Annotated in this window: 27 protein-coding genes and 1 pseudogene; 5 read left to right on the top strand and 23 right to left on the bottom strand. The window is 46.6% G+C overall.

What is annotated here, in order from left to right:
* Positions 1-6: 6 nt before the first annotated feature.
* Positions 7-363, bottom strand: a complete 357-nt coding sequence (locus DWZ40_RS03590) for an Asp23/Gls24 family envelope stress response protein (protein WP_118540859.1) — start codon at positions 361-363, stop codon at positions 7-9.
* A gap of 292 nt (positions 364-655) precedes the next feature.
* Between DWZ40_RS03590 and rpmB the strand changes: the two genes are divergently transcribed.
* Entirely contained in the window at positions 656-841 is a 186-nt protein-coding gene (rpmB, locus tag DWZ40_RS03595) for a 50S ribosomal protein L28 (RefSeq protein ID WP_118533668.1), read from the top strand.
* 490 nt (positions 842-1,331) lie between these two features.
* On the opposite strand, the gene DWZ40_RS03600 is transcribed toward rpmB, so the two are convergent.
* From DWZ40_RS03600 to DWZ40_RS03660, 13 genes are all read right to left on the bottom strand, one after another.
* On the bottom strand, positions 1,332-1,778 hold the full coding sequence (locus tag DWZ40_RS03600; protein ID WP_118540861.1) for a GerW family sporulation protein: 447 nt from the start codon (positions 1,776-1,778) through the stop codon (positions 1,332-1,334).
* Between the two features lie 36 nt (positions 1,779-1,814).
* On the bottom strand, positions 1,815-2,828 hold the full coding sequence (locus tag DWZ40_RS03605; RefSeq protein WP_118540863.1) for a DUF2953 domain-containing protein: 1,014 nt from the start codon (positions 2,826-2,828) through the stop codon (positions 1,815-1,817).
* Positions 2,825-3,148, bottom strand: coding sequence for a hypothetical protein (locus DWZ40_RS03610; RefSeq protein ID WP_182430603.1), 324 nt, complete (start codon positions 3,146-3,148; stop codon positions 2,825-2,827). Before DWZ40_RS03610 ends, DWZ40_RS03605 begins: the two co-directional genes overlap by 4 nt.
* Positions 3,149-3,249: 101 nt before the next feature.
* Complete coding sequence (locus DWZ40_RS03615) at positions 3,250-4,497, bottom strand: competence/damage-inducible protein A (protein WP_118540865.1); 1,248 nt, start codon at positions 4,495-4,497, stop codon at positions 3,250-3,252.
* Positions 4,498-5,040 carry a CDP-diacylglycerol--glycerol-3-phosphate 3-phosphatidyltransferase gene (gene pgsA, locus DWZ40_RS03620; RefSeq protein WP_118540867.1) on the bottom strand — a complete coding sequence of 181 codons (543 nt, stop codon included), beginning with the start codon at positions 5,038-5,040 and terminating at the stop codon, positions 4,498-4,500. It lies immediately after the preceding gene.
* Positions 5,024-6,364: a 30S ribosomal protein S12 methylthiotransferase RimO gene (gene rimO, locus DWZ40_RS03625; RefSeq protein WP_118540869.1), complete on the bottom strand. Its 1,341-nt coding sequence runs from the start codon at positions 6,362-6,364 to the stop codon at positions 5,024-5,026. Before rimO ends, pgsA begins: the two co-directional genes overlap by 17 nt.
* Positions 6,365-6,517: 153 nt before the next feature.
* Positions 6,518-6,829, bottom strand: a complete 312-nt coding sequence (gene rpoZ, locus DWZ40_RS03630) for a DNA-directed RNA polymerase subunit omega (protein WP_118540871.1) — start codon at positions 6,827-6,829, stop codon at positions 6,518-6,520.
* Between the two features lie 94 nt (positions 6,830-6,923).
* Positions 6,924-7,547 carry a guanylate kinase gene (gene gmk, locus DWZ40_RS03635; protein ID WP_118540873.1) on the bottom strand — a complete coding sequence of 208 codons (624 nt, stop codon included), beginning with the start codon at positions 7,545-7,547 and terminating at the stop codon, positions 6,924-6,926.
* 89 nt (positions 7,548-7,636) lie between these two features.
* Positions 7,637-8,515 carry a YicC/YloC family endoribonuclease gene (locus DWZ40_RS03640; RefSeq protein ID WP_118540875.1) on the bottom strand — a complete coding sequence of 293 codons (879 nt, stop codon included), beginning with the start codon at positions 8,513-8,515 and terminating at the stop codon, positions 7,637-7,639.
* Between the two features lie 241 nt (positions 8,516-8,756).
* Positions 8,757-9,062, bottom strand: a complete 306-nt coding sequence (locus DWZ40_RS03645; RefSeq protein ID WP_118540877.1) for a DUF4491 family protein — start codon at positions 9,060-9,062, stop codon at positions 8,757-8,759.
* 72 nt (positions 9,063-9,134) lie between these two features.
* The gene (locus DWZ40_RS03650; protein WP_118540879.1) at positions 9,135-10,028 is read right to left on the bottom strand and encodes a cation:dicarboxylase symporter family transporter; all 894 of its coding nucleotides are present in this window, start codon (positions 10,026-10,028) and stop codon (positions 9,135-9,137) included.
* The gene (locus tag DWZ40_RS03655; protein WP_195715049.1) at positions 9,980-10,381 is read right to left on the bottom strand and encodes an AraC family transcriptional regulator; all 402 of its coding nucleotides are present in this window, start codon (positions 10,379-10,381) and stop codon (positions 9,980-9,982) included. The genes DWZ40_RS03650 and DWZ40_RS03655 overlap by 49 nt, the downstream gene beginning before the upstream one ends.
* A 34-nt stretch (positions 10,382-10,415) precedes the next feature.
* Positions 10,416-10,808, bottom strand: a complete 393-nt coding sequence (locus tag DWZ40_RS03660; protein WP_118540882.1) for a cupin domain-containing protein — start codon at positions 10,806-10,808, stop codon at positions 10,416-10,418.
* A 319-nt stretch (positions 10,809-11,127) separates the two neighbouring features.
* On the opposite strand from DWZ40_RS03660, the gene DWZ40_RS03665 reads away from it, so the two are divergent.
* Positions 11,128-12,873: an NFACT RNA binding domain-containing protein gene (locus DWZ40_RS03665; RefSeq protein WP_118540884.1), complete on the top strand. Its 1,746-nt coding sequence runs from the start codon at positions 11,128-11,130 to the stop codon at positions 12,871-12,873.
* 73 nt (positions 12,874-12,946) lie between these two features.
* Here the strand turns inward: DWZ40_RS03665 and DWZ40_RS03670 are convergent, their stop codons facing one another.
* A complete protein-coding gene (locus DWZ40_RS03670) occupies positions 12,947-14,518 on the bottom strand; it encodes an AAA family ATPase (protein ID WP_118540886.1) in 1,572 nt (523 codons plus the stop codon).
* Between the two features lie 188 nt (positions 14,519-14,706).
* Between DWZ40_RS03670 and DWZ40_RS03675 the strand changes: the two genes are divergently transcribed.
* Positions 14,707-15,192, top strand: coding sequence for an HD domain-containing protein (locus DWZ40_RS03675; protein WP_118540888.1), 486 nt, complete (start codon positions 14,707-14,709; stop codon positions 15,190-15,192).
* 55 nt (positions 15,193-15,247) lie between these two features.
* On the opposite strand, the gene ilvD is transcribed toward DWZ40_RS03675, so the two are convergent.
* The gene (gene ilvD / locus DWZ40_RS03680; RefSeq protein ID WP_118540890.1) at positions 15,248-16,993 is read right to left on the bottom strand and encodes a dihydroxy-acid dehydratase; all 1,746 of its coding nucleotides are present in this window, start codon (positions 16,991-16,993) and stop codon (positions 15,248-15,250) included.
* Between the two features lie 262 nt (positions 16,994-17,255).
* On the opposite strand from ilvD, the gene DWZ40_RS03685 reads away from it, so the two are divergent.
* Positions 17,256-17,939 carry a FadR/GntR family transcriptional regulator gene (locus DWZ40_RS03685; protein ID WP_118540892.1) on the top strand — a complete coding sequence of 228 codons (684 nt, stop codon included), beginning with the start codon at positions 17,256-17,258 and terminating at the stop codon, positions 17,937-17,939.
* 135 nt (positions 17,940-18,074) lie between these two features.
* Here the strand turns inward: DWZ40_RS03685 and DWZ40_RS03690 are convergent, their stop codons facing one another.
* The 7 genes and pseudogenes from DWZ40_RS03690 to DWZ40_RS03720 form a co-directional block, all read right to left on the bottom strand.
* Positions 18,075-18,659 carry an NUDIX hydrolase gene (locus DWZ40_RS03690; protein ID WP_118540894.1) on the bottom strand — a complete coding sequence of 195 codons (585 nt, stop codon included), beginning with the start codon at positions 18,657-18,659 and terminating at the stop codon, positions 18,075-18,077.
* Between the two features lie 16 nt (positions 18,660-18,675).
* A complete protein-coding gene (locus tag DWZ40_RS03695) occupies positions 18,676-19,611 on the bottom strand; it encodes a DUF1848 domain-containing protein (RefSeq protein WP_118540896.1) in 936 nt (311 codons plus the stop codon).
* 159 nt (positions 19,612-19,770) lie between these two features.
* Positions 19,771-20,292 (bottom strand): hypothetical protein, encoded by a 522-nt coding sequence (locus tag DWZ40_RS03700; RefSeq protein ID WP_118540898.1) that lies wholly within the window; start codon positions 20,290-20,292, stop codon positions 19,771-19,773.
* Complete coding sequence (locus DWZ40_RS03705) at positions 20,279-20,908, bottom strand: hypothetical protein (protein ID WP_118540900.1); 630 nt, start codon at positions 20,906-20,908, stop codon at positions 20,279-20,281. Before DWZ40_RS03705 ends, DWZ40_RS03700 begins: the two co-directional genes overlap by 14 nt.
* Positions 20,909-20,913: 5 nt before the next feature.
* The gene (locus DWZ40_RS03710; RefSeq protein WP_118541217.1) at positions 20,914-21,525 is read right to left on the bottom strand and encodes a sugar O-acetyltransferase; all 612 of its coding nucleotides are present in this window, start codon (positions 21,523-21,525) and stop codon (positions 20,914-20,916) included.
* A gap of 93 nt (positions 21,526-21,618) precedes the next feature.
* Positions 21,619-22,230 (bottom strand): annotated as a pseudogene (locus tag DWZ40_RS03715) (CatA-like O-acetyltransferase); the annotation flags it as partial.
* A gap of 28 nt (positions 22,231-22,258) precedes the next feature.
* Positions 22,259-22,588 carry a helix-turn-helix domain-containing protein gene (locus DWZ40_RS03720; protein WP_118541219.1) on the bottom strand — a complete coding sequence of 110 codons (330 nt, stop codon included), beginning with the start codon at positions 22,586-22,588 and terminating at the stop codon, positions 22,259-22,261.
* A 136-nt stretch (positions 22,589-22,724) separates the two neighbouring features.
* Here DWZ40_RS03720 and DWZ40_RS03725 point away from each other — a divergent pair, with 136 nt between their 5' ends.
* Positions 22,725-23,297, top strand: a complete 573-nt coding sequence (locus tag DWZ40_RS03725; protein WP_118540902.1) for a flavin reductase family protein — start codon at positions 22,725-22,727, stop codon at positions 23,295-23,297.
* Positions 23,298-23,352: the final 55 nt, after the last annotated feature.

A 23,352-nucleotide genomic window follows, 5' to 3' on the forward strand; every position in this document is an offset into this window, starting at 1 on the left:
TCCTCCTTAATCGATAACTCGTACACCTTCTACATAAATGTTGATCTTGTCAACTTCCATGCCGGTGAATTCTTCTACTTTGTATTTTACGCTTGCGATCAGATTGTCAGATACTGCGCAGATGCTGACACCATAAGCCACGATCACATGGAAATCGATGGAAATATGGTTGTCCTTCACCTCTACGGTAATTCCGTGAGTCAGACTCTCACGCTTTAACAACTTAACCAGACCGTCTTTCATGCTGACAGCTGCCATACCAACAATACCAAAACACTCTACCGCCGTCATGCCTGCATACATGGCGATCACATCGGAGCTAATCTGAATCTCGCCCAGTTTGTTATTGATGCGTCCTTTCATAGAAACCCCTCCATATCTATCTGAATTTATGGTTGCTGTTCACACATACGTGCCCGGCAACATGATTTTTCTGAATGCCCGGATAAAAAAGGGCATGATTTAACTAATTAATCATACCATATATCTTTCCCGCTGTCCATGACGAGTTTTCTCGAAAACAGAAAATCGAACAAATAAAAAAATATTTTCTCAAAAAATGTAAAATTTCACTTGCCAAAACCATGACTTTCTGCTATCATATTTTATGTTGTGGTTCCTTACGGGACCAAGTACCGGTTAAGGAGGTGCAATCATGGCTAAATGTGCAATCTGTGAAAAGGCTGCTCACTTCGGAAATAACGTGAGCCACTCCCATAGAAGATCCAACGCGATCTGGAAAGCAAACGTTAAATCCGTTAAGGTTAAAGTTAATGGAGGAGCTAAGAAGATGTATGTATGTACTTCTTGCTTACGTTCTGGCTTAGTTGAAAGAGCATAATTGGAACTGAATGCTGAGGACATGTCGTTTGACATGTCCTCTTTTTCGTTGTTCATTCTGTCAGCTTTTTCTTTTCCCCCTCTTCTGTACATACATCTTCCGAAAACGGTTCTTTTTGTAGTTTTCCTTTGCAATCTAGCAACAGAACAGATAATATCCCAAAGTCAGACACCCGATAATAAAAATCAGCGTCGACAGTGTCTCCGGAATGAACAAAAGAAGCGTCATTCCGATTCCAAAACAAAAAAGCATAAGCCCCAGAACACGCCTCATGGCGGCCTCCTGATAAGATATAGCTGCCGTCTGCACAGCAAATATGGCTGCTGTACACGCATTGTGCAAACAGCAACTATGCCTTGCAGACAGTAACCGCTCTTCCTTATCAGTATATGCCAGATTCCATAAGGTATGAACCAGGGCTTATCATATTGTCTTTTACACGAAATTCCGACAGACATTTTCAGACAGCAGGGCTGTTCTCTCCTGATTTTTACTCCGCCTGAACTTCATTTTTATTTTCTTCCTCTTTGGCAGAAGTTTCCTGTGCAGCTGCCATCTCATTGGCAGTCTCCATCGCCTTTTCTGACACCTCCGGTGTTTCCTGTTTTCCACCGACAAATTTATTCACAAAATCCGGAACCATATCCAGAACCTTGGTCACCGCATCCTGCTGTTTGATGTTGACCAGCTTGGTCACACCGTTCTGGATCACAAGGACAGCGCTGGGGCTCATCTTGGCACTCATGCCTCCTCCGCCATTGTGCTTTGCGTTATCCGCAAAAGAACCCGCTGCCATACCGCAGGTCACATCGACTAACGGCAGAATAATGGCATCATCTACTTTTACAGCATCTCCCACCACCGTCTTGGTTGTCACAAACTGATCCATTCCCTTAAACAGGGCTTCTACTGTTGAAACAAATTGATTCTCTGCCATCGTATTGTCCTCCTTTTTGGAATGCGCGCTGTTTCTTTACGCCTCCCGCCATTTTTTAATCCATAAACGGATATTTTTATTCTGAAGCATCCGGAATACAAAAAACAAAAGCGTCGCAAGCCGGATACATCCTTTCAGTTTCAATTCTCCCTCCAGACAGATTTCCAGAAAATCCGGTGTCACCTGAACTGTCCGGCCATACAGAGGGTAAAACGGACTGATCCAGGTAAGGACCTGTCCGGTCCTATACGGATCCCCGAAGCCGAACCGAAGTTTTCCTGCCATCTTCCGCGGCAAAACATGCCGGATGATTCCAAAGATCTGTTTCTTTGCCAGGCAAAACGCCGCTTTATTTTCTTCGTCCTGAAGAAAGTTCCAGATGGCATCCCACTGTTGTTTGCCTTGTTTCAACTTTTTCACAAATCTTTGCAGCTTCCTGGGGATGCTGCAAATTCGTTTTTTCCAGCTAATCCAGAAGCGGCGGAATCGTTCCATCAGAATGGACAGACGCGACTTATGCTCTTTTGTTTTCTGTTCGGGCTCCGTTGTTTTCCCAGCATTCTCCGTAGAATATGCTGTTTCGTTTTCTTTTGGGACATCCGGCAAATCCGGTTCTGTTTTCGTCACTTCCGCAGCCTCTACCCGTTCTTTCAATTCCTGCCCGGAATCCTTTTTTTGTTCTTCCGGATTCGTATTCGCAGAAGCCACGTTCTCTTCCAGAGTTTTTTCTGAATTTTCTTCTGGAATTTGTGGGGAGTTTTCTTCCAGCATTTCTCCCGCCGTTTCTTTCTCTGGCTTTTCCCGGCCCGGATGAAACCAAAGGATCCGAAAATCCACATGCAGGTCTCCGTCATAGGAAGCCGTCAACGAAATAAGGTGAAGAAACCAGCTTATGGAAGCCTTCCCTTTCAGGGATTCATGACAGCTTCCCTCTGCCCGGTACCGGACCGGCACAAACAGCACGCTGAAAATGACTGCCAGGACCAGACCCAGTACGATCAGAATCAGAATGCCGATCAGTTTTAAGATTCCCAGTACAATCGCTATCATACATCATTTCCTGTAAAGCGGGCAAAGGATGCCGCCGATACCTCTCCTGTTTTCTGATACAGATCATCTACCATCCTGCGGACTACCTCCAGCGCTTCCCAGTATGTAACGGCAATGCCCAGGATCTTGCGCTCTTTTTTCTTTTCTGCCGGGGTAAGAAGTATCGCAGAAGGATAGATATCACAGAGATTTTCTCCATTTTGCGGGGATGTAATCACATAAACCTCCGGTTGCAGCTTTTCCTCCCGGATTCCCTGGATGATCGCATAGCGATGCCGGCGTGCCTTCTTCCCCACATATAAATGATCGTACCACTGCATAGCATCCCTCCTGCACTGCGCTGTTTCCGCGTCCGCACGATTTGTTTGCACATCTGTGTTCCGAAGAAACAGGCTGTCATTTCCTGTCCGGCGCTAACATATTACCGGTAATTATCCAGAATGGAACGGCGTAACAGATCCAGTCCTTTTACAACCGCCTGTTCCCGGATTTTCTCCCGGTTGCCCTTAAACTGGTATTTCTCGACGCTGACTTTGTCTTTCATGTAGGTCGCAATGTAAACCAGACCAACCGGTTTTTCCTCGGTTCCGCCATCCGGACCTGCCAGACCAGTTACGGCTACACAGGCATCGGAATCGGTTGCAAACACACCACCGGTTGCCATCTCCCGTGCTGTCTGTTCGCTGACTGCACCATATTTTTTGAGCGTGCTCTTGCTGACATCCAGATATTTGCGTTTTGCTTTGTTTGAGTAAGTGATAAAGCCTTCGTTATACACCTCAGATGCGCCCGGCACATTGATGATGCGGCCTGCAAGCAGTCCACCGGTGCAGGATTCTGCTGTCGTCACGGTCAGTTCATACTTTTTCAGTAACTTTACTACTGCCTGCTCCAGCGTCTCTTCTTCCTTGGTTGAGTAAACGCAGTCACCAAAACGGTTTTTGATTTCTTTTACAACCGGTTTTACCAATTTCTTGGCATCTTCCTCATTTACTGCCTTTGCGGTAACGCGGATGTGGACCTCTCCAGTCTTTGCATAGGTTGCAATGGTCGGATTCTGCTGCTTATCGATCAGATCCAGCAGTTTATCTTCTACCTGACTCTCACCGACTCCGCAGATTTTTACCATCTGGGAACGGATCACCTCCGGCTGAAGCTTCTGTAAATACGGATAAACCTGATTCATAAACAGCGGATACAGCTCATTCGGCGGTCCCGGAAGCAGGATCGCAGACTTGCCGTATTTCTCCAGGATCAGACCGGGAGCCGTTCCATTGTCATTGTCCAGGACGATGCATCCGGCCGGAATGATCGCCTGTTTCCAGTTGTTTTCTGAAATCACCTTATAAATATTATTTTTGAAATACTCCTCGATCCGCTCCCTGGTGTGCGGATCCTCCACTAATGGAAATCCCATAACCTCCGCGCAGACCTCTTTGGTCAGGTCATCTTCCGTTGGTCCAAGGCCTCCGGTCAGGATGATGACATCCGAGCGCTTTAACGCAGTCCGGATCACCTCCGCCAGACGGTCATGGTTATCTCCCACCGTCACCTGATGGTACATGGTCAGGCCAAGAAGCGCACATTTTTCTGCCAGAAACTGGGTATTGGTATTTACAATGTTTCCAAGTAAAAGCTCTGTACCGACTGAAATCAGTTCCACTACCATTTAGATTGCCCCCTCTGTAAGCACTTTATGATTCTTTGCAATATAATCAACCAGCGACACGACAGTCAGCACCAGTGCAACCCAGGTGCAGATCACCGTTAAGAAATACAGGACCGGAAGATTCACGATCATCAAAATGACTGCGATCATCTGGAATGTGGTCTTAAACTTGCCCCAGTAGCTGGCAGCGATCACAATGCCCTGCTCTGCCGCGATCAGGCGGAACCCACTGATGATAAATTCACGGCTGACGATGATGATGACCATCCACGCCGGAAGCTGTCCCAGTTCAATGAGACAGATCAGTGCAGAGCAGACCAGCAGCTTATCCGCTAACGGATCCATAAATTTTCCAAAGTTCGTAACAAGATTGTACTTGCGGGCAATTTTTCCGTCCAGCATATCGGTCAGACTCGCAACGATAAAAATCGCCGCTGCAAGATTGCGGAGCAAACGCACTTCCCCATGAAAGGCAAGAAGGCTGATCACAAAAAACGGGATCATGATGACCCGCATGACCGTCAGTTTATTCGGCAGATTCATCGTATACCTCCCCAATCAGATCGTAATCGTTGGAACCGGTTACCTTCACCCGGACAAAATCGCCGGACATGAAAAGTTCACCACTGTTAACAAAGATATATCCATCTACATTCGGGGCATCCATGTAGGTTCTTCCCACATAAGCAGCTTCATCGGCCACCTTGCCCTCGATCATGACATCCAGGACACGTCCAACCATAGACTCGGATTTTTCAAAGGCAATCTCCTGCTGCAGTTCCATGATCTCGTCACGGCGCTCCTCTTTCACTTTCTTCGGGATCTGGTCCGGGAAGGTAGCTGCCGGAGTATCCTCTTCCGCAGAATAGGTAAATACACCCAGACGCTCAAACTCCATCTCATCGACAAATCGCATAACCTCTTCATGGTCTTCCTGGGTCTCACCCGGGAAACCAGCGATCATCGTGGTGCGGAGTGCGATATCCGGAACTGCCGCGCGAAGCTTTCCAATGATCTCGCGAAGCTGTGCCTGGTTGGTGCGGCGTCCCATGCGCTTTAAGATGCGGTCGCTCGCATGCTGGATCGGGACATCCAGGTAATGGCAGACCTTTTCTTCGGTGCGGATCGCCTCGATCAGCTCATCGGTGATCTCCTCCGGATAGCAGTACTGAATGCGGATCCAGTAGATGCCCGGAATCTCTGCCAGCTTGTGAAGCAGCTCCGGAAGCATTTTCTTTCCATAAAGATCAACACCGTAAAGAGTTGTCTCCTGAGCCACCAGGATCAGTTCCCGTACGCCCTGGTCAGCCAGCTGGTTTGCCTCTTTTAACAGACGCTCCATCGGCACACTGCGGTAATTGCCGCGCAGGCTCGGGATGATGCAGTAAGTGCAGTGCTTGTCGCAGCCCTCTGCGATCTTTAAAAACGCATAATGTCCGCCAGTCGTAATGACACGCTCGGTCTCAACCTCCGGAAGTACGTTTAAATCGTGGAAACAGCTTATATGCTCTTCCCCGCCAAGTGCCTGCTTTAATACGTTTGAAATTTCATCGTAAGTAGAAGTACCAAGAATACCATCCACCTCCGGGATCTCGTCGAGGATTTCCTGTTTGTAACGCTGTGCCATGCATCCCGTCACGATCAGTGCCTTGCACTTTCCAGTCTTTTTCAGCTCTGCCATCTCCAGAATGGTATTGACACTCTCTTCCTTCGCATCATTGATGAAGCAGCAGGTATTGACCACAATGATATCTGCCTCGTTTTCATCGTCCGTGAAGGTATGGCCATCCCGGTTTAAAAGACCGAGCATCATCTCGGTATCGACCAGGTTTTTGTCACAGCCAAGGGAAACACATAATATTTTCATAAATTCATAACTCCTGTTTTTATGGAAAAAGCCATCTCCATGTGCGATGAGACGGCTTTCTCCTTTCTTTTTGTGTATTACGCGGCAAAATTCGTTTTCCGTTTTCTGCCATTGTTTCTGCTTTCCGGAGGAAAATGTCTCCAGACAAAATTCTTACTCTTCGGTACTTTCTGCAGCTTCTACTGCCTCTGCCGGTGCAGCTTCTACTGCTTTTACCTCATCTTCATCCTCGTCGTTCTCACCAAGGATCTTTACCTTACCCTCGTAAAGCTCCTGCACAGCGATGGAAAGCGGCTTCTTGCCTGCGGATTTTGCGATCAGCGGCTCAGCGCCTCCGATGATCTGTCTTGCACGCTTGGAAGTTGCCAGCACGATAGAATAACGGCTCTGTACCACTGGCTGCTCGCCCGGCTCAACCTCGCTGTTTACTGCATTGATCAAATCTGTATAAGATGGATGTAACATAATAAAACTCCTTTCTGGGGGATATCTTGTTTTCTTTTAAAATTTTTACCGGATAGAAACGGTAAAACTCTATGATAAAAACAGTTTTCACTGATTAAAACTGCTTTAAATCCTCTTTCATTTCTGCGATGAACTCCTGATTCTGGGAGGTTTTGTGACGCTGTGCCTGGATCAGCTCATGCATTTCCTTTACGCAGGTTTCCAGATCGTCATTTACCAGAATGTAATCGTAACGGTCCATGTACTCAGCTTCTTCCACGGCACGTTTTAAGCGGTTTTTAATCACCTCTTCGGTCTCAGTTCCGCGGCCGCGCAGTCTGTGCTCCAGTTCCGCAGCACTTGGCGGAGTCACAAACAAAAGCAGAGTGTCCGGGAATTTCTCTTTGACTGCAAGCGCACCCTGGATTTCAATCTCCAAAATAACATTTTTACCGGCTTCCAGCTGCTCCATGACATAGCTCTTCGGGGTTCCGTAGTAGTTTCCCACATAGCAGGCATGTTCGATCAGCGCGTCTTCTGCGATCATCTGCTCAAACTGCTCTTTTGTCTTGAAGAAATACTCTCTGCCGTCCACTTCGCCCTCACGCGGTCCGCGTGTGGTCGCGGAAATGGATAAAGCATACTGGTCTGCATACCCTGAAAGCAGTGCTTTCATCAAAGTTCCTTTTCCTGCTCCCGAAAAGCCGGAAACAACCGCTAAAATTCCCTTACGGCTCATACTCAATCCTCGATTCTTATCTTATTCCATGATGGATGATACCAGATTGTTTCACACTGCATGCTCTCACAATCCTTTTGGTCCTGATATCATTCAATATTCTGAATCTGCTCTCTGACTTTTTCAATCTCTGTCTTTAAGGCGATTGCCTTGTCACAGATTTCCAGATCACTCGATTTGGAAAGTGTGGTATTGGCCTCACGGTTCATCTCCTGGGCGATAAAGTCCAGTTTTCTTCCCACGCTTCCGCCTGCTTCCAGTTCCTTTCTGGTCGCATCGATGTGGCTGTGAAGACGGACCATCTCCTCATCGACACAGATCTTGTCCGCGTAGATGGTAACCTCTGTTGCAATGCGCCCCTCGTCTAGCGGGGTGCTGCCAAGAAGCTCCTTCACCTTGTCTTCCAGTTTCTGGCGGTACTCTGTTAAAATAACCGGAGAACGCTCCTCGATAAAAGCAACAAGGCTGCCCATGTAGTCAAGTTTGCCAAGCAGGTCAGTCTTTAACTTTTCGCCTTCCTGAACACGGGAATCTACAAATTTCTTTGCAGCCTCCTCCACAGCCTCGGAAAGTTCCTGCCAGATCTTGTCCTCATCTTCCGCAACCTGATCCATAACCAGAACCTCCGGCATGCGGGCAAGTCCGGACACGGTGATGTCGTTTTTGATGCCAAACTGCTCTTCCATCTGTTTGAAGCAGTTCATATATTCTGCAGCAAGGGAACTGTTGTACTTTAAGCACATTTTCTCTTCTGTGTAGTCTTCGTAGTTGATAAATACATCCACTTTTCCACGCTGAATGTAAGTCTTCAGCAGATTGCGGATGCCTGCCTCAAAATAGTTGAACTTTTTCGGCAGCTTGATGCTTAAGTCAAGATAACGGTGGTTGACTGCCTTGATCTCTACGGAGATTTTATATTCCGCGGTAACGATCTCGCAGCGACCAAATCCGGTCATGCTTTTTATCATGATGTGGTCTGCTCCTTTGCCATAGATAACTTACATTATAATTCAAATGGAAAAACAAGTCAACGGCTTCGCATTTCAAATTCGGAAATTCGTTTTGACATCCTTTTGACCGCATGGAACATCAAAAAATGCCTTCAAGCCAGATATCTGTTCCATATCTGGTCAGAAGACATTTTTCTTTTTTCCTGTTATGCTGCTAGGTTCAAAAACCTTTTTCCTATGATACTGATACCGGAATCTCTCAAAACGCATCGGTATCTTTCTGTTTCCGTTTCGGATTTGCCGGGAACCATCCTTTCTTCACCCGCTCCTCCTGCTCGAAAAGCTCCTTAATACTCCAGAGAAACGTCACGCCAAGTACTGCCACAATACTTCCTGCTGCTGTATTTGCAATCCGCAGGGAAAGTACCAGAAAAAAGATTCCAAGTATCAGAAAAACCGGCCATACCCGCTTACTGAAATAATATTCCGTCTTCACGACAACTCCGTGAAACGCTCCAATGATCAGAAATGTAAAAATTCCAACGAGCAATCCTCCGATATGCATGCTGACTTCCTCTTTCTTCCTAGTAATTGATTCATCTTACTAAAACAAAAATCCTATTTAGAATACCATACATCATTCCTGTTTTCCAGATAAATTTTGTTCCAACCAGTCTTTTCCGTACAGCAGTCTGGTAACCACCATGGAAGCTGCTGTATCTCCACTGGAGTTTACCAGTGTGGTTGCCGCATCGCACAGCTGTGACAGCATGATACAGATCGGTAACCCTTCTGCCAGAAATCCAAACAGGGAAATGATCATGGTTTCCGCAATGGCTCCGCCTCCCGGTACGGAAGACATGGCTACGGAACTGCATACTGCCACAAAAAATGCAAATGCAATATCTGAAATTCCATTCAGTGGACGGTTAAACACATAGCACATTACCGTAATTTTGAAAATACTGCTCATGCAGGAACCATCCATATGGCAGGTTGCCCCCATCGGGATCACAACCGAGCTGACTTCCCGCGGAACTCCGATCCGGTCGCATGCCTCCATCTGCCCCGGAATCGCTGCTGCAGAACTTCTGGTTCCCAGTGCAGTTAAAGCCGGAGTCAGAATGTTTTTAAAATACGCTTTTCCCCCCTTCGTTCCACCTGCAAAAAACGTATACAGCGTAAAGAACACCAGCATATACAAAAACAACGTCGGGTAATACATGATGATCGCATGGAAATAGGTTCCCATAAGAGAAGATCCATAGGTACCGGTTAAATCTGCAAAATACGCAGCCAAACCAATCGGAGCTGCTTTCATCAGAATGCCGATCATTTTGTAAAATACGGATGCAATCTTAGTAAGACCTTCCGCAATTGGCTTTCCCTCATCCCCCATTGCGGAAACCGTACTTCCAAGAAATACCGCAAAGATGATCAGCGGGAGCACATGACTTCTGGAGAGAAGATCCGGAAAGTCGCTTACGGTAAACATTCCAACGATATGATCTCCAAAATTGATTTCTGACATGGCAGCATCACTGCTGTTTCCCAGAACGCAAGTGCAATCTCAAGAATGGTCTTTTTCTGTTCTTCCAGAAGCGGAATTGCTTTTTGAAGCCGCATTTGTTTCACATAATCAGACAGCCGGAAGCCGAACCATTGCCGAAACTGTCCGCTGAGATATGTTTTGTTATATCCCACATGTGCAGCCAGCTGGGTCAACGAAATGTTTTCCGTCAGATGTTCCCGGATATAGGCATCGATCTGGGGCATATACTGATTCCTGTTTCCGCCTCCCACATCTGCTGCTTTTTCTGTTTCCAGCCGTCCGTGTCGCTCCAAAAGATCAACAAATAAAAGGCACGCCAGGGATTCTGCCATTTTATACCGGACAGGAGTTTGTTTTTTGAAACATTCATAGATGTCCACGATCCACTCCCGGTACCTCATAAGGCAGTCTGATGTTTCTGCCGGTATGTAAATAGCCTGCGTTTCTGATGTACCGTAAACGCCCCACTCCGTAAACGCCCCACTCCGTAAGCACTCTGGGATGAAGTTTCAGACTGAGCGTCCGGTTTTCCGCTTCCCTGGAAATGATAGAATGTCCGCAATTGTAAGGAAAAAAGAGCATGTCACCAGCCTTTAAATGGTATGATTTCTGACTGGCAAAATATTCCAGTTCACCGGAAAGAACCGCCATAAGTTCCAATTCTTCATGCCACAGATAACGATAAGAACTGCCTTTTATTACGCTGAGCTGTATACGTGTCTGCCCATTCGTTTCATATTTGAAATCGTATTTTTCCATTATCCTTCCTCCATACTCACAAATATATCATAAATCCAGATTTTTGTATTTTTCGGATCTTTTCTTTCATTTTTTCGATTATATCATGCTGCCTGAAATACCTCAATTTGTAATTTTTCACCCCACTTCCACGTTCTTGTAAAGCTGGTGTTCCCGCATGCGTGCCCAGAAATTTGGGGTTCTGAATTGAAAATCTCTGTCTTTGAACGCTAACTTGTAAATTTCGTTTTCTTCCTGTATAATTGGAAGAATCGTAACTGCCCCTGTTTTCGGCACAGGGCAAGTTCCATTTTATATGGAAAGGAGTTTTATATTTAATATGGCATTTGATGGAATCGTAATCGCGAACCTGGTTCATGATATCCGCAACAAACTGGAGGGCGGCAAGATCAACAAGATCGCCCAGCCGGAAAAAGATGAGCTTTTGTTCACGGTAAAAAATAATAAGGAAACCCTGCGTCTCTCCATTTCCGCCAGCGCAAGTCTGCCGCTGGTCTATTTTACAGAGACGAACAAACCAAGTCCCCTGACCGCACCGAACTTCTGCATGCTGCTGCGCAAGCACATCGGAACCGGCCGCATCGTTGAGGTCTCCCAGCCGGGACTGGAGCGTATCATCGAATTGAAGATTGAGCACTTAGATGAGCTTGGCGACCTTCAGCGAAAACGCCTCATCGTGGAACTGATGGGCAAGCACAGCAATATCATCTTCTGCAAGGAAGACGGCACGATCTTAGACAGTATCAAACACGTTTCTGCACAGGTCAGCTCTGTGCGCGAGGTACTGCCAGGCCGGATGTATTTCATCCCGCACACCACAGACAAGGAAGACCCGCTTACCATCTCGGAGGAGAACTTTGTCCGTGTGATCGGTTCCACCCCGGCTCCGGTGCAGAAAGCCTTGTACCAGAAGCTCACCGGCATCAGCCCGATCATCGGCACGGAGATCTGCCACATGGCTTCTGTGGACGGTGACCGCTCTGCTAACGAACTGACTCCGGCAGAACTGACCCATTTGTACCACATGTTCACACTGCTGATGGACGATGTCAAAACCGGAACCTTCACACCGAACATCATCTACCGCGGCGAGGAACCGGTCGAATTTGCCTCTGTCCCGCTGACCTGCTATGAATCCGGCGATTACCAGGAAAAGAAGTTTGACTCGATCAGCCATCTGTTAGACTGCTACTATTCCGAGAAAAACGCCGTTACCCGCATCCGTCAGAAATCGGTCGATCTCCGTAAGATCGTCCAGACTGCCTTGGAGCGAAACTACAAGAAATATGACCTGCAGGAAAAACAGTTAAAAGACACGGAAAAGCGCGACAAATATAAGGTATACGGCGAGCTGTTAAACACCTACGGATACGAATTAAAGGGTGGGGAAAAAAAGCTGAAATGCCTGAATTACTACACCAATGAGGAAGTCAAAATCCCGTTGGACCCACAGCTTTCCGCCCAAGAGAACTCCCAGAAATTCTTCGCCAAGTACAATAAATTAAAGCGTACTTACGAAGCGTTAAGCGACCTGACTTTGGAAACAAAACAGGAAATCGATCACCTGGAATCCATCAGCACGGCTCTGGATATCGCATTGAAAGAAGACGATCTGGTGCAGATCAAGGAAGAGCTGATGGAATTTGGCTTTGTGAAAAAGCGCCCGTACGGAGCGAAAAAGCCGAAGATCACCAGCCGCCCGTACCACTACCGCTCCACTGACGGCTTCGATATTTATGTTGGAAAAAACAACTACCAGAATGAGGAAGTTACCTTCAAGATTGCAAACGGCAACGACTGGTGGTTTCACGCCAAAGGCATTCCGGGATCCCATGTTGTGGTCCGCACCGAAGGAAAAGAGCTGCCGGACCGCACCTTTGAAGAAGCTGCTGCACTGGCTGCCTGGTACTCCAAAGGCCGGGACAACGATAAGGTCGAGATCGACTATATCCAACGAAAACACGTGAAAAAAGCCGCCGGAGGCGCTCCTGGATTTGTCATTTATCATACCAATTACTCCCTGATGGCAGAGCCGAAGCTGGTGCTGCCAGAAGTGACCGGATAAAAACAGTTGCATAAAAGATGATTGCTACGCAAAAAGCCGTCCAGGTTTCGAACCCTCGGACGGCTTTTCTTGATTACATTTCGCATTCCTCAATGATACATTCATGAACTTTTGTTTTTCTGCTGTAATTGATACCAACCAGCAGTACATTTCCTCTGTATTCTTCTAAACTCCTGCAATATTCTTTCTTTTTGATCTGGGCGATCGCACCAGCCGCATCTTTATCCCACTTCAATTCCACCACCATTGCCGGTTTTTCCGGAAATTTTTTTCTTGGCACAAACACAAGATCTGCAAACCCTTTTCCACCTGCAAACTCTCTGTAAGTGACATAAAAATTTCTCGCCGCATACAGGGCAAGTGAAATCGTGTAACTCAGTGCATTTTCATCATTGTACTGAATATGTGATGTCTCAAAATGAGCCTGACTGATTGCCTCTGCCACCTGCTTTGGTCTCTTTTGCCAGATGGCTTCCAGCGTATCTGCCGAATTTTTTAACGACTTGGATACTTCACCCCATGCCGACGCGGATACACTGTTCACATACTCTGCCCGCACCTCTTCATTTGGAATTTTGACTGTCCTGCTGTCATAATCATAAGAAACATATCCCAAATGAATCAAAAGTGTCAGGACATCGTCCTCCGAATGAAAAGTTGACATATCATTCGAGAAATTTCCTATATTGACGGGAACCGCATTTCCAGCGATCATGCTTAACACATCATCCTTCAATCCTTCGAAGTTCATGTCAATATAGATTCTCAGTGCTTCGAACGTTTCCGTCTGATTCCAGTAATTTCCTATTTTTCGAAAGCGCATAGCACTTACAACAGAGCGTGGACTGTAAATCGAAATGTTTTTTTCAAAAGAATAGCCATCATACCAGCATTTTATTTCTGCCATGTCCATCTGAAACTGTTTGCAAAGCTTTTTCACTTCATCTTCTGTAAAGCCAACATACTTTGCCAACGGTCCCGGATTGATCATGGAAAATTCATCAAACATATTTAACGCCGAATGCGTTCCGTACTTCTTGATCGGAAGGATTCCTGTCATATACGCAAGATGAATATAAGCTTTATCTTTTAAGAAATCTCTTAAGAAATCGAGATACTTTTCCTGTGCTTTTTTATCTTCCTTGTACTCCCGGAAAATACAGTCCCATTCATCCAGAATCACGATAAAAGCCTGTTTTTTCTGGGAATACACATCCTGCATGCATTCGATCATGTCTGTATCGTCAAAATAGTCCACATCCGGGTATTCCTGCTTCAGATCACGGATAACCAGCTTACTGAAGCGCTCGGTCAGTTCATGAATGCTGTGGCTTCTGCTTAAAATTTCCTGCATGTTAACCGAAATCGTATTGTACTGATTCAGATGTTTTTTGAATCCAGGATCTTTTGCAATCTCAAATTGTGAAAACAGTTTCTCCGCGTCGCATCCACGGCTATAGTATGCCGTCAGCATATTTGCCGCAGTGGATTTTCCAAAACGTCGCGGACGGCTGATGCAAATATATTTCTGCATCGTATGCAAAACAGAATTGGTGTAAGCCAGTAACCCTGTCTTATCAACGTAAATATCCGAATTCACAGCTTCTTCAAATTTGCTGCTGTCTGGATTCAAATAATTTCCCATCTGCGTCCTCCTGATTTCTGCTTCATTATCTCCATTATACTTCATTTTCTATTTTTCCGAAATGCCAATCTGCCCCTCATTGCATTTTTTATAAAAATCAGTATAATACAAAACGAAGAAACATGTAACTGTTTACGGATATACCAGAAACAGTTGCCAAAATCAATTTACGAGGTGATCCGCACCACATGAAAACAGGAAATTCTTTGTCCCCAAGACGGCAAAAGCTGCTGGCTGACACCATCCGGGAGCTTGCGCACGAGGGAAGATTTTATGAAGAAAAAGAAGCCATGCAGCATGGCTGCACGACCATCTACCAGCACAGCATTCACGTTGCGTATGTCAGCCTCTTCCTCATGGAAAAATGGCACATTCCGCTGGATGAAGTTTCCCTCGTAAAGGGCGCTCTGCTGCATGATTATTTTTTGTACGACTGGCACGAAAACGATGCATCGCACCGTCTCCACGGCTTTCATCATCCGAACACAGCGCTGCGAAATGCGCTTCGTGACTACAAGCTCAATAAGCGGGAGGAAAACATGATTGCACGCCACATGTTTCCGCTTACTCCCATTCCCCCAGGATGCAGGGAAGCCTGGCTGGTCTGCCTGGCAGACAAATGGTGCGCTATGAAAGAAACCCTGCGCCCGGCTTTCCGCAAACTGCTTCGCTGATCGCAAAGTCAAAGCCCCATCTTTTTCATTTCTCAAAAGATGGGGCTTTCGTACGTCAATATTCCAGATAAGCACCTTTCATCGGGCTTGCCGCATGCTCGCTGAACAGACGCAAAACACCCTTTTTGTATTTCCGTTCTCTCGGTTTCCAGTTTGCCCGGCGTTTTGCAAGGATTGCATCGATTTCTTCCATCGATTTTCGTTCTCCTGCAACACCGATGATGTTCAGCTTCCGTTCCATCACATCAATTTCGATCAGATCTCCCTCTTCTACCAACGCGATAGGACCTCCATCTACAGCCTCCGGACTGCAATGTCCGATCACCGGTCCGGTCGATGCGCCGGAAAAACGACCGTCCGTGATCAGGGCAATGCTCCTGCCAAGCTCCGGATCACTGCTGATTGCCTCCGATGTATAAAACATCTCCGGCATTCCGCTTCCTTTTGGTCCCTCATAACGAATAAACACCGCATCTCCTTTTTGCACTTTGTGCTTCAATACCGCATCCAGGCATTCTTCTTCACTGTCAAACGGTCTTGCACGAAGTACCGAACGAAACATTTCTTTCGGACATGCCGTATGCTTGATGACTGCGCCTTCCGGTGCAAGATTGCCGCGAAGTACGGCAATGCTTCCGTCGGTTCCGATCGCATGCTCATACGGACGGATGATATCTTCTTTTTTCAGTTCTGTATGATAGCGCTCGTTAAATTTCTGAAGCCACTTCGCACACGTCTCGTAAAAACCATTGTGTTTCAGTTCTTCCAGATTCTCTCCCAGTGTCTTTCCAGTAACGGTCCTTGCATCCAGATGCAGATGTTCTTTGATTTCTTCCATAATAGCCGGAACTCCGCCTGCATAGTAAAAGCATTCTGCCGGCCAGTGTCCTGCCGGACGGATATCCAGAAGATATCTCGCATTTCGGTGCAGCCGGTCAAAGGTTTCTCCCGTAATTTCAAAACCAAGTTCGTGCGCAATGGCAGGAATATGGAGCAGGCAGTTGGTACTTCCGGAAATCGCGGCATGCACAAGGATCGCATTTTCAAAACTGTCCATGGTCACAAGATCCGACGGGCGCATATGCTCCATCTTCGCAAGTCTTACAGCCTGGCGTCCTGCTTCTCTTGCGAAAGAAAGCAGATCCGGACTGGTGGAAGGCATAAGTGCAGTGCCCGGAAGCGCTAGCCCCAATGCCTCTGCCATGATCTGCATGGAAGAAGCGGTCCCGATAAAGGAGCAGGCTCCGCAGCTCGGACAGGCATTGCATTTTGCCCAGTCGAGCGTTGCTTCATCGATTTCACCACGTTCGTATTTTGCGCTGTACATGCCAAGCTGCTCCAGGGTCAGCATATCCGGACCTGCACTCATGGTTCCGCCCGGCACAAAGACCGACGGAACATTCACTCTGGCAAGTCCGATCAGATTTCCAGGTACACCCTTGTCACAGCTGGAAAGATATACCGCCCCGTCAAACGGCGTGGCATTGGCATGAATCTCAATCATATTTGCGATCATTTCACGGCTGGCAAGACTGTAATTGATGCCATCCGTACCCTGGCTTTCTCCATCGCAGATATCCGTACAATAATAGCGGGCTCCAAATCCACCTTCCTCTGCAATCCCTTTTCGCACCTCCTCCGCAAGCTGGTTTAAGTGTCCGCTGCCTGGATGACTGTCTCCGTAGGTGCTTTCAACCATGATCTGAACTTTGCCGAGATCTTCTTTTTTCCATCCTGTCCCAATCCGAAGCGGGTCCAATTCCGGTGCAAGCTTTCTCATTTCCTGACTGATTAGTTTCATATTGTTCCTCCCGTTTATTCAAAATACATCGGACCTATTTATTTATATTGATTCCATAATACTCATTTTGTTCTTATCTCTTTCAAAATCATCTGATGTTTTTATCATATACGCTGAACTTCAATTATGCAATCCGTAATTATATCCAAAGTTTCGTTCTTGTTTTCGTGCACAATAACATTTTGACATGGAATTAAAAAAAAGATATCATAAATAAGATTAGAAATCGCAGCAACGAAAAGATCAGAAATGGAGTAATCATATGACGAATCTCGAAGAAAAAAATCTTCCGCAAAAAATATCTGAAGATATCATCTCACTGATTCTGGAGGAAAACCTACAGCCTGGAGATAAACTTCCTAATGAGACGGTTCTTTCTAACCGTCTGAATGCAGGGCGAAGTTCCATCCGTGAAGCCATGAAACTGCTTGCCTCCCGAAATATTGTTACGATTCGCCAGGGATCCGGTACCTACATTGCAACTTCTCCCGGAATGGTAGAGGATCCGCTTGGTTTTCTCTTTATCGGAGACAAAAAGAAGCTGATCCACGACCTGTTGGAAGTCCGCTTTCTCTTAGAACCTTCCATTGCAGCCATGGCAGCCGCGCATGCAGATGACACTGACATTACAAAGATCAACCGGCTGTGCGATGAGGTGGAGGACCTGTTGACAGCACAGAAGGACCACACGCAAAAGGATATCGAGTTTCACACTGCCATCGCACTCAGCAGCAAAAATTTAGTTGTGCCAAGACTCATTCCCGTAATCAACAGTTCCATCCCTCTTTTTGTAAAAACAACCGAAAATTCTCTCTATACGGAAACCATAGAAACCCACCGGGAAATCGCCGATGCGATTTCTGCCCACGATCCGCTCCGTGCACAGGATGCCATGTATCTGCATCTGGTCTATAACCGGAAGGCAATCCAGAATCTTTCTTCATAAAAATCTTCTGCCCTGCAGATAAATCGTTTGATGCGGAAAAGTCTCCGTGCCTGGCTTTACGCAAACGGATTCGTTGAAGCCGGAAGCATAGCAGACAGCCCAACCCTTTTGTTCATAAAAAGGATTGGGCTGACTTTATTTCTGATATTTTTCTTCGTTCTTCAGTTTTTTCACAAGCTTCCCATATACATGCTCTACAAACCAGGGCTCTGTGGATTTTTTCAGAGCTTCTCCTGGTGTAAACCATGCCACACCACTGTTCTCATCCGCCTTTACCGAAACAGCTTCTTCAGAATCTGCTTCCAGCAGATAGGTTACATTCAGGTGCAGATGGCTGGATACATAACGTCCCTTTTTTACGTGTCCGTCTACCGTAAGGGACTCCAGGGAAAAGATTTCATCGGACACAGGGCGGACATTCGTGATTCCGGCTTCTTCCTTCACTTCCCGGACTGCAACGGCAAGCAGATCTGTCTCGCCATCTGCATGCCAGCCCAACCAGGACCAGGAGTTGTAAATATTGTGGTATATCATCAGGACCTTACTCCGTTCTTTGTTCACCACCCAAGCCGAAGCCGTCATGTGCGCCACCGCGTTTTCCCTTGAGAATGCATTTTCCTGTGTTTCAATCCAATTCAATATGAGCGCCTTATCCATCTCTTCCTGCTCATTGAAGGGTTGATATTTCTTTATTTTGCTAATCAATTCCTTTCGATCCATTCTTCAAACCTCTCCTCTACCATTCCAGTTTCAACTGCCGGTCAATCCAGCTTCTTTGTTCTGCCTCATGAATCACATCTCCCGGCATCGCATGTCCGATCAGAAACAGGGAGTTCGGATCATGTTTTTTCCTGTTTTCCCGTACCAGTGCCAGATTGGAATTGGCATAACAGTAACGGCACAGATGTGCACAGGTATCATAAGCTCCAATATCCGCGGTGAGCATGCATCCGCAGTTCCGGTTTTTCAGGTTCTGATATTTCTTCGGCACATCCAGACTGGCATGCAACGCCGTCTCAAAGGTCTGGATCGTCATACAGCCCGAACAGTCAGCCCCATACGTTGTCAGTTCCGTTCCCTCAGCACAGGGTCTGACCGTCATTCCGTACTGCGCCGCAATCCGGATCAGTTCTTTTCCGATCGCGATCCGGTCTTTTTGGGGGACATTCCTGGCTTCCGGGAAATTCCGCTCTACTTTCCGGTAAAGATCAAGGAAGCTGATCACACAGGTTTTTGTGTAACCAGCCAGTGTCCTTGCCATCTTTTCGAATTCAGAGATATGCCATGCCACCGTGTGTTCCTCATCGAGAAAAACAGGATCGTACCGCCAGCCGATGCTGTCCACGCTCACGCATTCTGACAGTCGTTTGAAATCTTCCATCACGGCCTCTTTGCACGGTACATGCGGTTCGATGTCAGTTCCATAAGCCGTGATCGTTACAAACCAGTATTGCCCATATGGTTTTAATGCATCCATGTGCGGCAGCATCGGCGCCGGATTCTTTGTGCAGAACGCGATCAGATCGACCACATCCGGCGACAGGCTGTATCTTGTCACCTGGTTCTCGTTGTATGGGTTTCGTACCAGAACATATCCAGCGTTTAACCGGTTGAGAAACCATTCGCTGTAAAATGCCGGAATGTCTGTTCTCATTCCAGTTTGTATAATCATAAGATGCCTCACAATTTCTCATATTTTTCAAACAAAATCTGGATATCCCGGATGCCGGACCACACGGAAAACAGCATGATCCCGAATCCGCCTGTATATAACCGGCTCTGCAAACGGCGCATTTTCTGACCTGTATCCACGGCTTGTCACCTTCTTTTCTTAAGTATCCTGACTCAGAGTTTCTATCGTTCCAAAAATCATTTCTTTGTAATTGCCCTGCTTCACATCCGTAAGTTCATAATTCTTTTTTATCACACGGGAAAGTCCCCAGAAAGACTGCAGTTCTTCCTCATGAATCGCATTGTAAAACAGCGTATGGTTCGCTGGGGAACAGCCCTTCGACCAGGACGGGATACCGTCAAAATCCATTCTCGCCACGATCAGCTGCGGAGTTTCGCAGGTATCCGGGTCTACATTAATCTCCACTGCATAAACCGGCCCGTTGATCCAGCCATTTTCCATGACTGGCCCGTCTTCCTTTCTCTGGAATAACAGAATAAAGCTCCAATAGATCCAGCCCTCCCAGGTAAGATCAGAGCTGTAGCGCATGAAGCGCTCCATCGGCATGTAGTACCGTTCTTCATCCAGCTCTGCCCTGCATTTTTTCATAAGCTTTTCAATACTTTTTAACGTCTGGAATACCACCAAAAACGCATTATGTATATTTTCACCCGAAGTCATAATACAACGTCTCCTCCACTTCCGTCTTGGACCATGTAAAGCCGTCAAAGGCCACAAATCCTTTTTCCGTAAGCAGCTGTTTCAAATCCCCGATCATCGTCTTTTCGTATGGGGTCACGACAGGTAGCTGGTCCAGACCAAGGAGAATATCCTGCCAGGAAAGATACGCAAGATGCACGTTCTGAAACACCGGCTTGGTGCAGTTTTCCGCATAAATCTGCTTCGCTTCTTCTGCATCTGCCACCAGAAGCAGGATCTTTTCCTTCTTCCTGCACCACTCATTCTGGAGCACCAACGCTTCTTTTTCCAACTGATCCTCTCCGGATAAACCGCTGCGGTATTTCACTTCAATCCCGATTCCAACATCGGAAAACGGGATAAATCCGTCAATCTCCACCAGCCCGTTTTCCGAACGTTTCCAGAATTCCAACGTAAATGCATCGTCTGTAAGCGTGTTCAAAATACGCATCACCTCAGGATCCCTGCTGACAGTATAATGCCGGAAAATCCACCCAAGGCCACGCTGAAACGGCATATAACGCATGGTTCCGAAAAAATTCCCAGTCAGCTCATCTTCCAGAACGGAAACCGTCTTATGATATAGTTCTGCGATCACATTATTTAACTCCTTTTTTCATCCTTTGTTTTCCGGTCCCAGCAGGTTTTCCGGTCAGCTTCTGTAATCTTGCGAACAACTTTACATGGATTTCCAACCGCTACAGAATCACTTGGAATATCTTTGACCACAACGCTTCCGCCGCCGATCACAACGTTATCCCCAATGGTGACACCCGGCATGACCTGAACGCCCGCTCCGATCCAGACATTGTTACCAACCGTGATCGGATACGCGTATTCCAGTCCCTGGTTACGGCGCTCCAGATCGATCGGATGCCCCGCCGTATAGAAGCCACAGTTCGGTGCGACAAATACATTATCCCCGAATGTAACTTTCGCGCAGTCCAGGATGACCATATTGTGGTTGGAATAAAAATTTTCGCCCAGCACAATGTTATATCCATAATCACACCAGAACGGTGCTGTGATGCAGAAATTTTCGCCCGTTTTTCCCAGAAGCTGAAGCAAAATCTCCCGCTGTTCTTCTTCCTGTGCCGGATGAAGCTGATTATACTGATGACACAGTTCCTTGGCATGGATACGTTCTGCCTTCAATGCTCCATCATAATTGGCATCATAAAGCATCTGATTTAACATTTTTTCTTTTTCGGTCATGTTTGTCTTCTCCTCTCCTACCTGCATTCCAGTCATCTCGCTCTGCTTTTCCGCCGCTTCCTGCAGCCCGTCAAGTTCCTCCTGCAAATACTGGAAAAACAGTCCTGCATGATACCCATCTGCTACCGCATGTGCGATCAGAAGATTCACCGGCATCGTGATCTTGTCACCATTTTTTTCGTATTTTCCCATCGTAATGATCGGGAAAAATGCCGGGTCTGAACCGTTCGTTGTCCTGCTGCCGAATGCAGTAAATGAGGTCCACGGCACACCGGAAATGCAGTAAAAGTTGGCTGGCTGTCCTACCTTTGCCTTGATTCCTTTTTTGTCTTTATAAGTCTGCATATCCGTTATGATATCCCGGTAAAAGGTATCAAAATCACTGGAATAATCCGTCCAGCAATCGGAGAACGTTTTATCGTCCTCATGAAAAATCGTGTAGTTTGGAACCACCTGCTCCCAGACACAAAGGTGCCCATCTGCGTCCCGGAACATGCGGAAATTTTCAATCCGGTTTACTACTTTTGTGACCAGATAGATCAGAGATGCATAAAATTTATAGCCGCATGAATGGCAAAAATCAAGCAAATTCTTCACATCGATAAGCGCTGTCATGTTGCACTCAACCTTCAGTTTTTCCGTATAATACTGGTAATGTTCCCGGCGCGCCCAGGTTTCCATATCGATTTTTTGATACGAAGTCATGACTTGTATTCCCCCTATCTTAATTCATCTACAGGCGGTTTTTCGCGCCCCACACACAAAGCTGGTCCAACACCTTCATGAGCGACTTGCCCCGCTCCGAAAGAGAATATTCCACTTTCGGCGGGATCTGCGGATATTCCTTGCGCACGATCAGCTGGTCTGCTTCCAGCTCTTTTAAATTGCTGCTCAATGTCTTGTCTGTGATGTTTCCCAGATACCGCTTCATTTCATTAAAACGGACTGGTTCATATTCCATGAGACAGTACAGGATTACCATTTTGTGTTTGCCGCTGATCAGTGACATCGTGTAACTAAACCCGGTATCCGCAAAATTCGCATGCTCAATATAACGTTCCATGCATCCCATCTTCACACTTCCTTTCAGGATAGTACCTGTCTTTCTTAACAGTACTTGTGTTTTTTACGTCGTCTGCTATCATTATAGGAGGATGACCATACGAAGTCAATCCATAAGAAGACTGGAGGGATTTTTCATGAAAAAAGATTTAGGAATCAAACCATATCTGTTTCCAATGCCGGTTCTGATGATCGCAACCTACGGCGAAAACGGCAGTGTTGATGTCATGAACATGGCATGGGGCGGCATCTGCGCAGCGAACATGGTTTCTTTAAACATCGATGAAGATCATAAAACTTCTGAAAATATCAAAAAGCACGGTGCTTTTACCTTAAGCATCGCGGATATCCCGCACATCGAAGCGGCTGATTTCTTCGGCATTGCCAGCGGCAACAAAATGGAAGATAAATTTGAGCGCAGCGGTCTGACTTCTGTCAAGAGCGAAAAGGTCGACGCCCCTGTCGTTCAGGAATTCCCGCTTACCCTGGAATGCCATGTTGTAGAAGACAAAATGGAAGTCTACGGGCACCATGTGATCGGCGAGATCGTCGGCGTTCTGGCCGATGAATCGGTCCTGGATGAAAAAGGAAATGTGGACCCGACCAAGTTAAATGCTTTCGTATTCGACCAGTTCCAGAGCGGCTACTATGCCATCGGGGAAAAGGTTGGCCAGGCATGGCAGACCGGTGCTCCGCTGATGAAGAAATAATCGAGAAATAGATTGAAAAAAGCCCGCTCAAAATTTGGCGGGCTTTTGCAATCCA

Origin of the sequence: Clostridium sp. AF32-12BH, from assembly GCF_003477935.1 — a bacterium.
Taxonomy (GTDB): Bacteria; Bacillota; Clostridia; order Lachnospirales; family Lachnospiraceae; genus Brotaphodocola.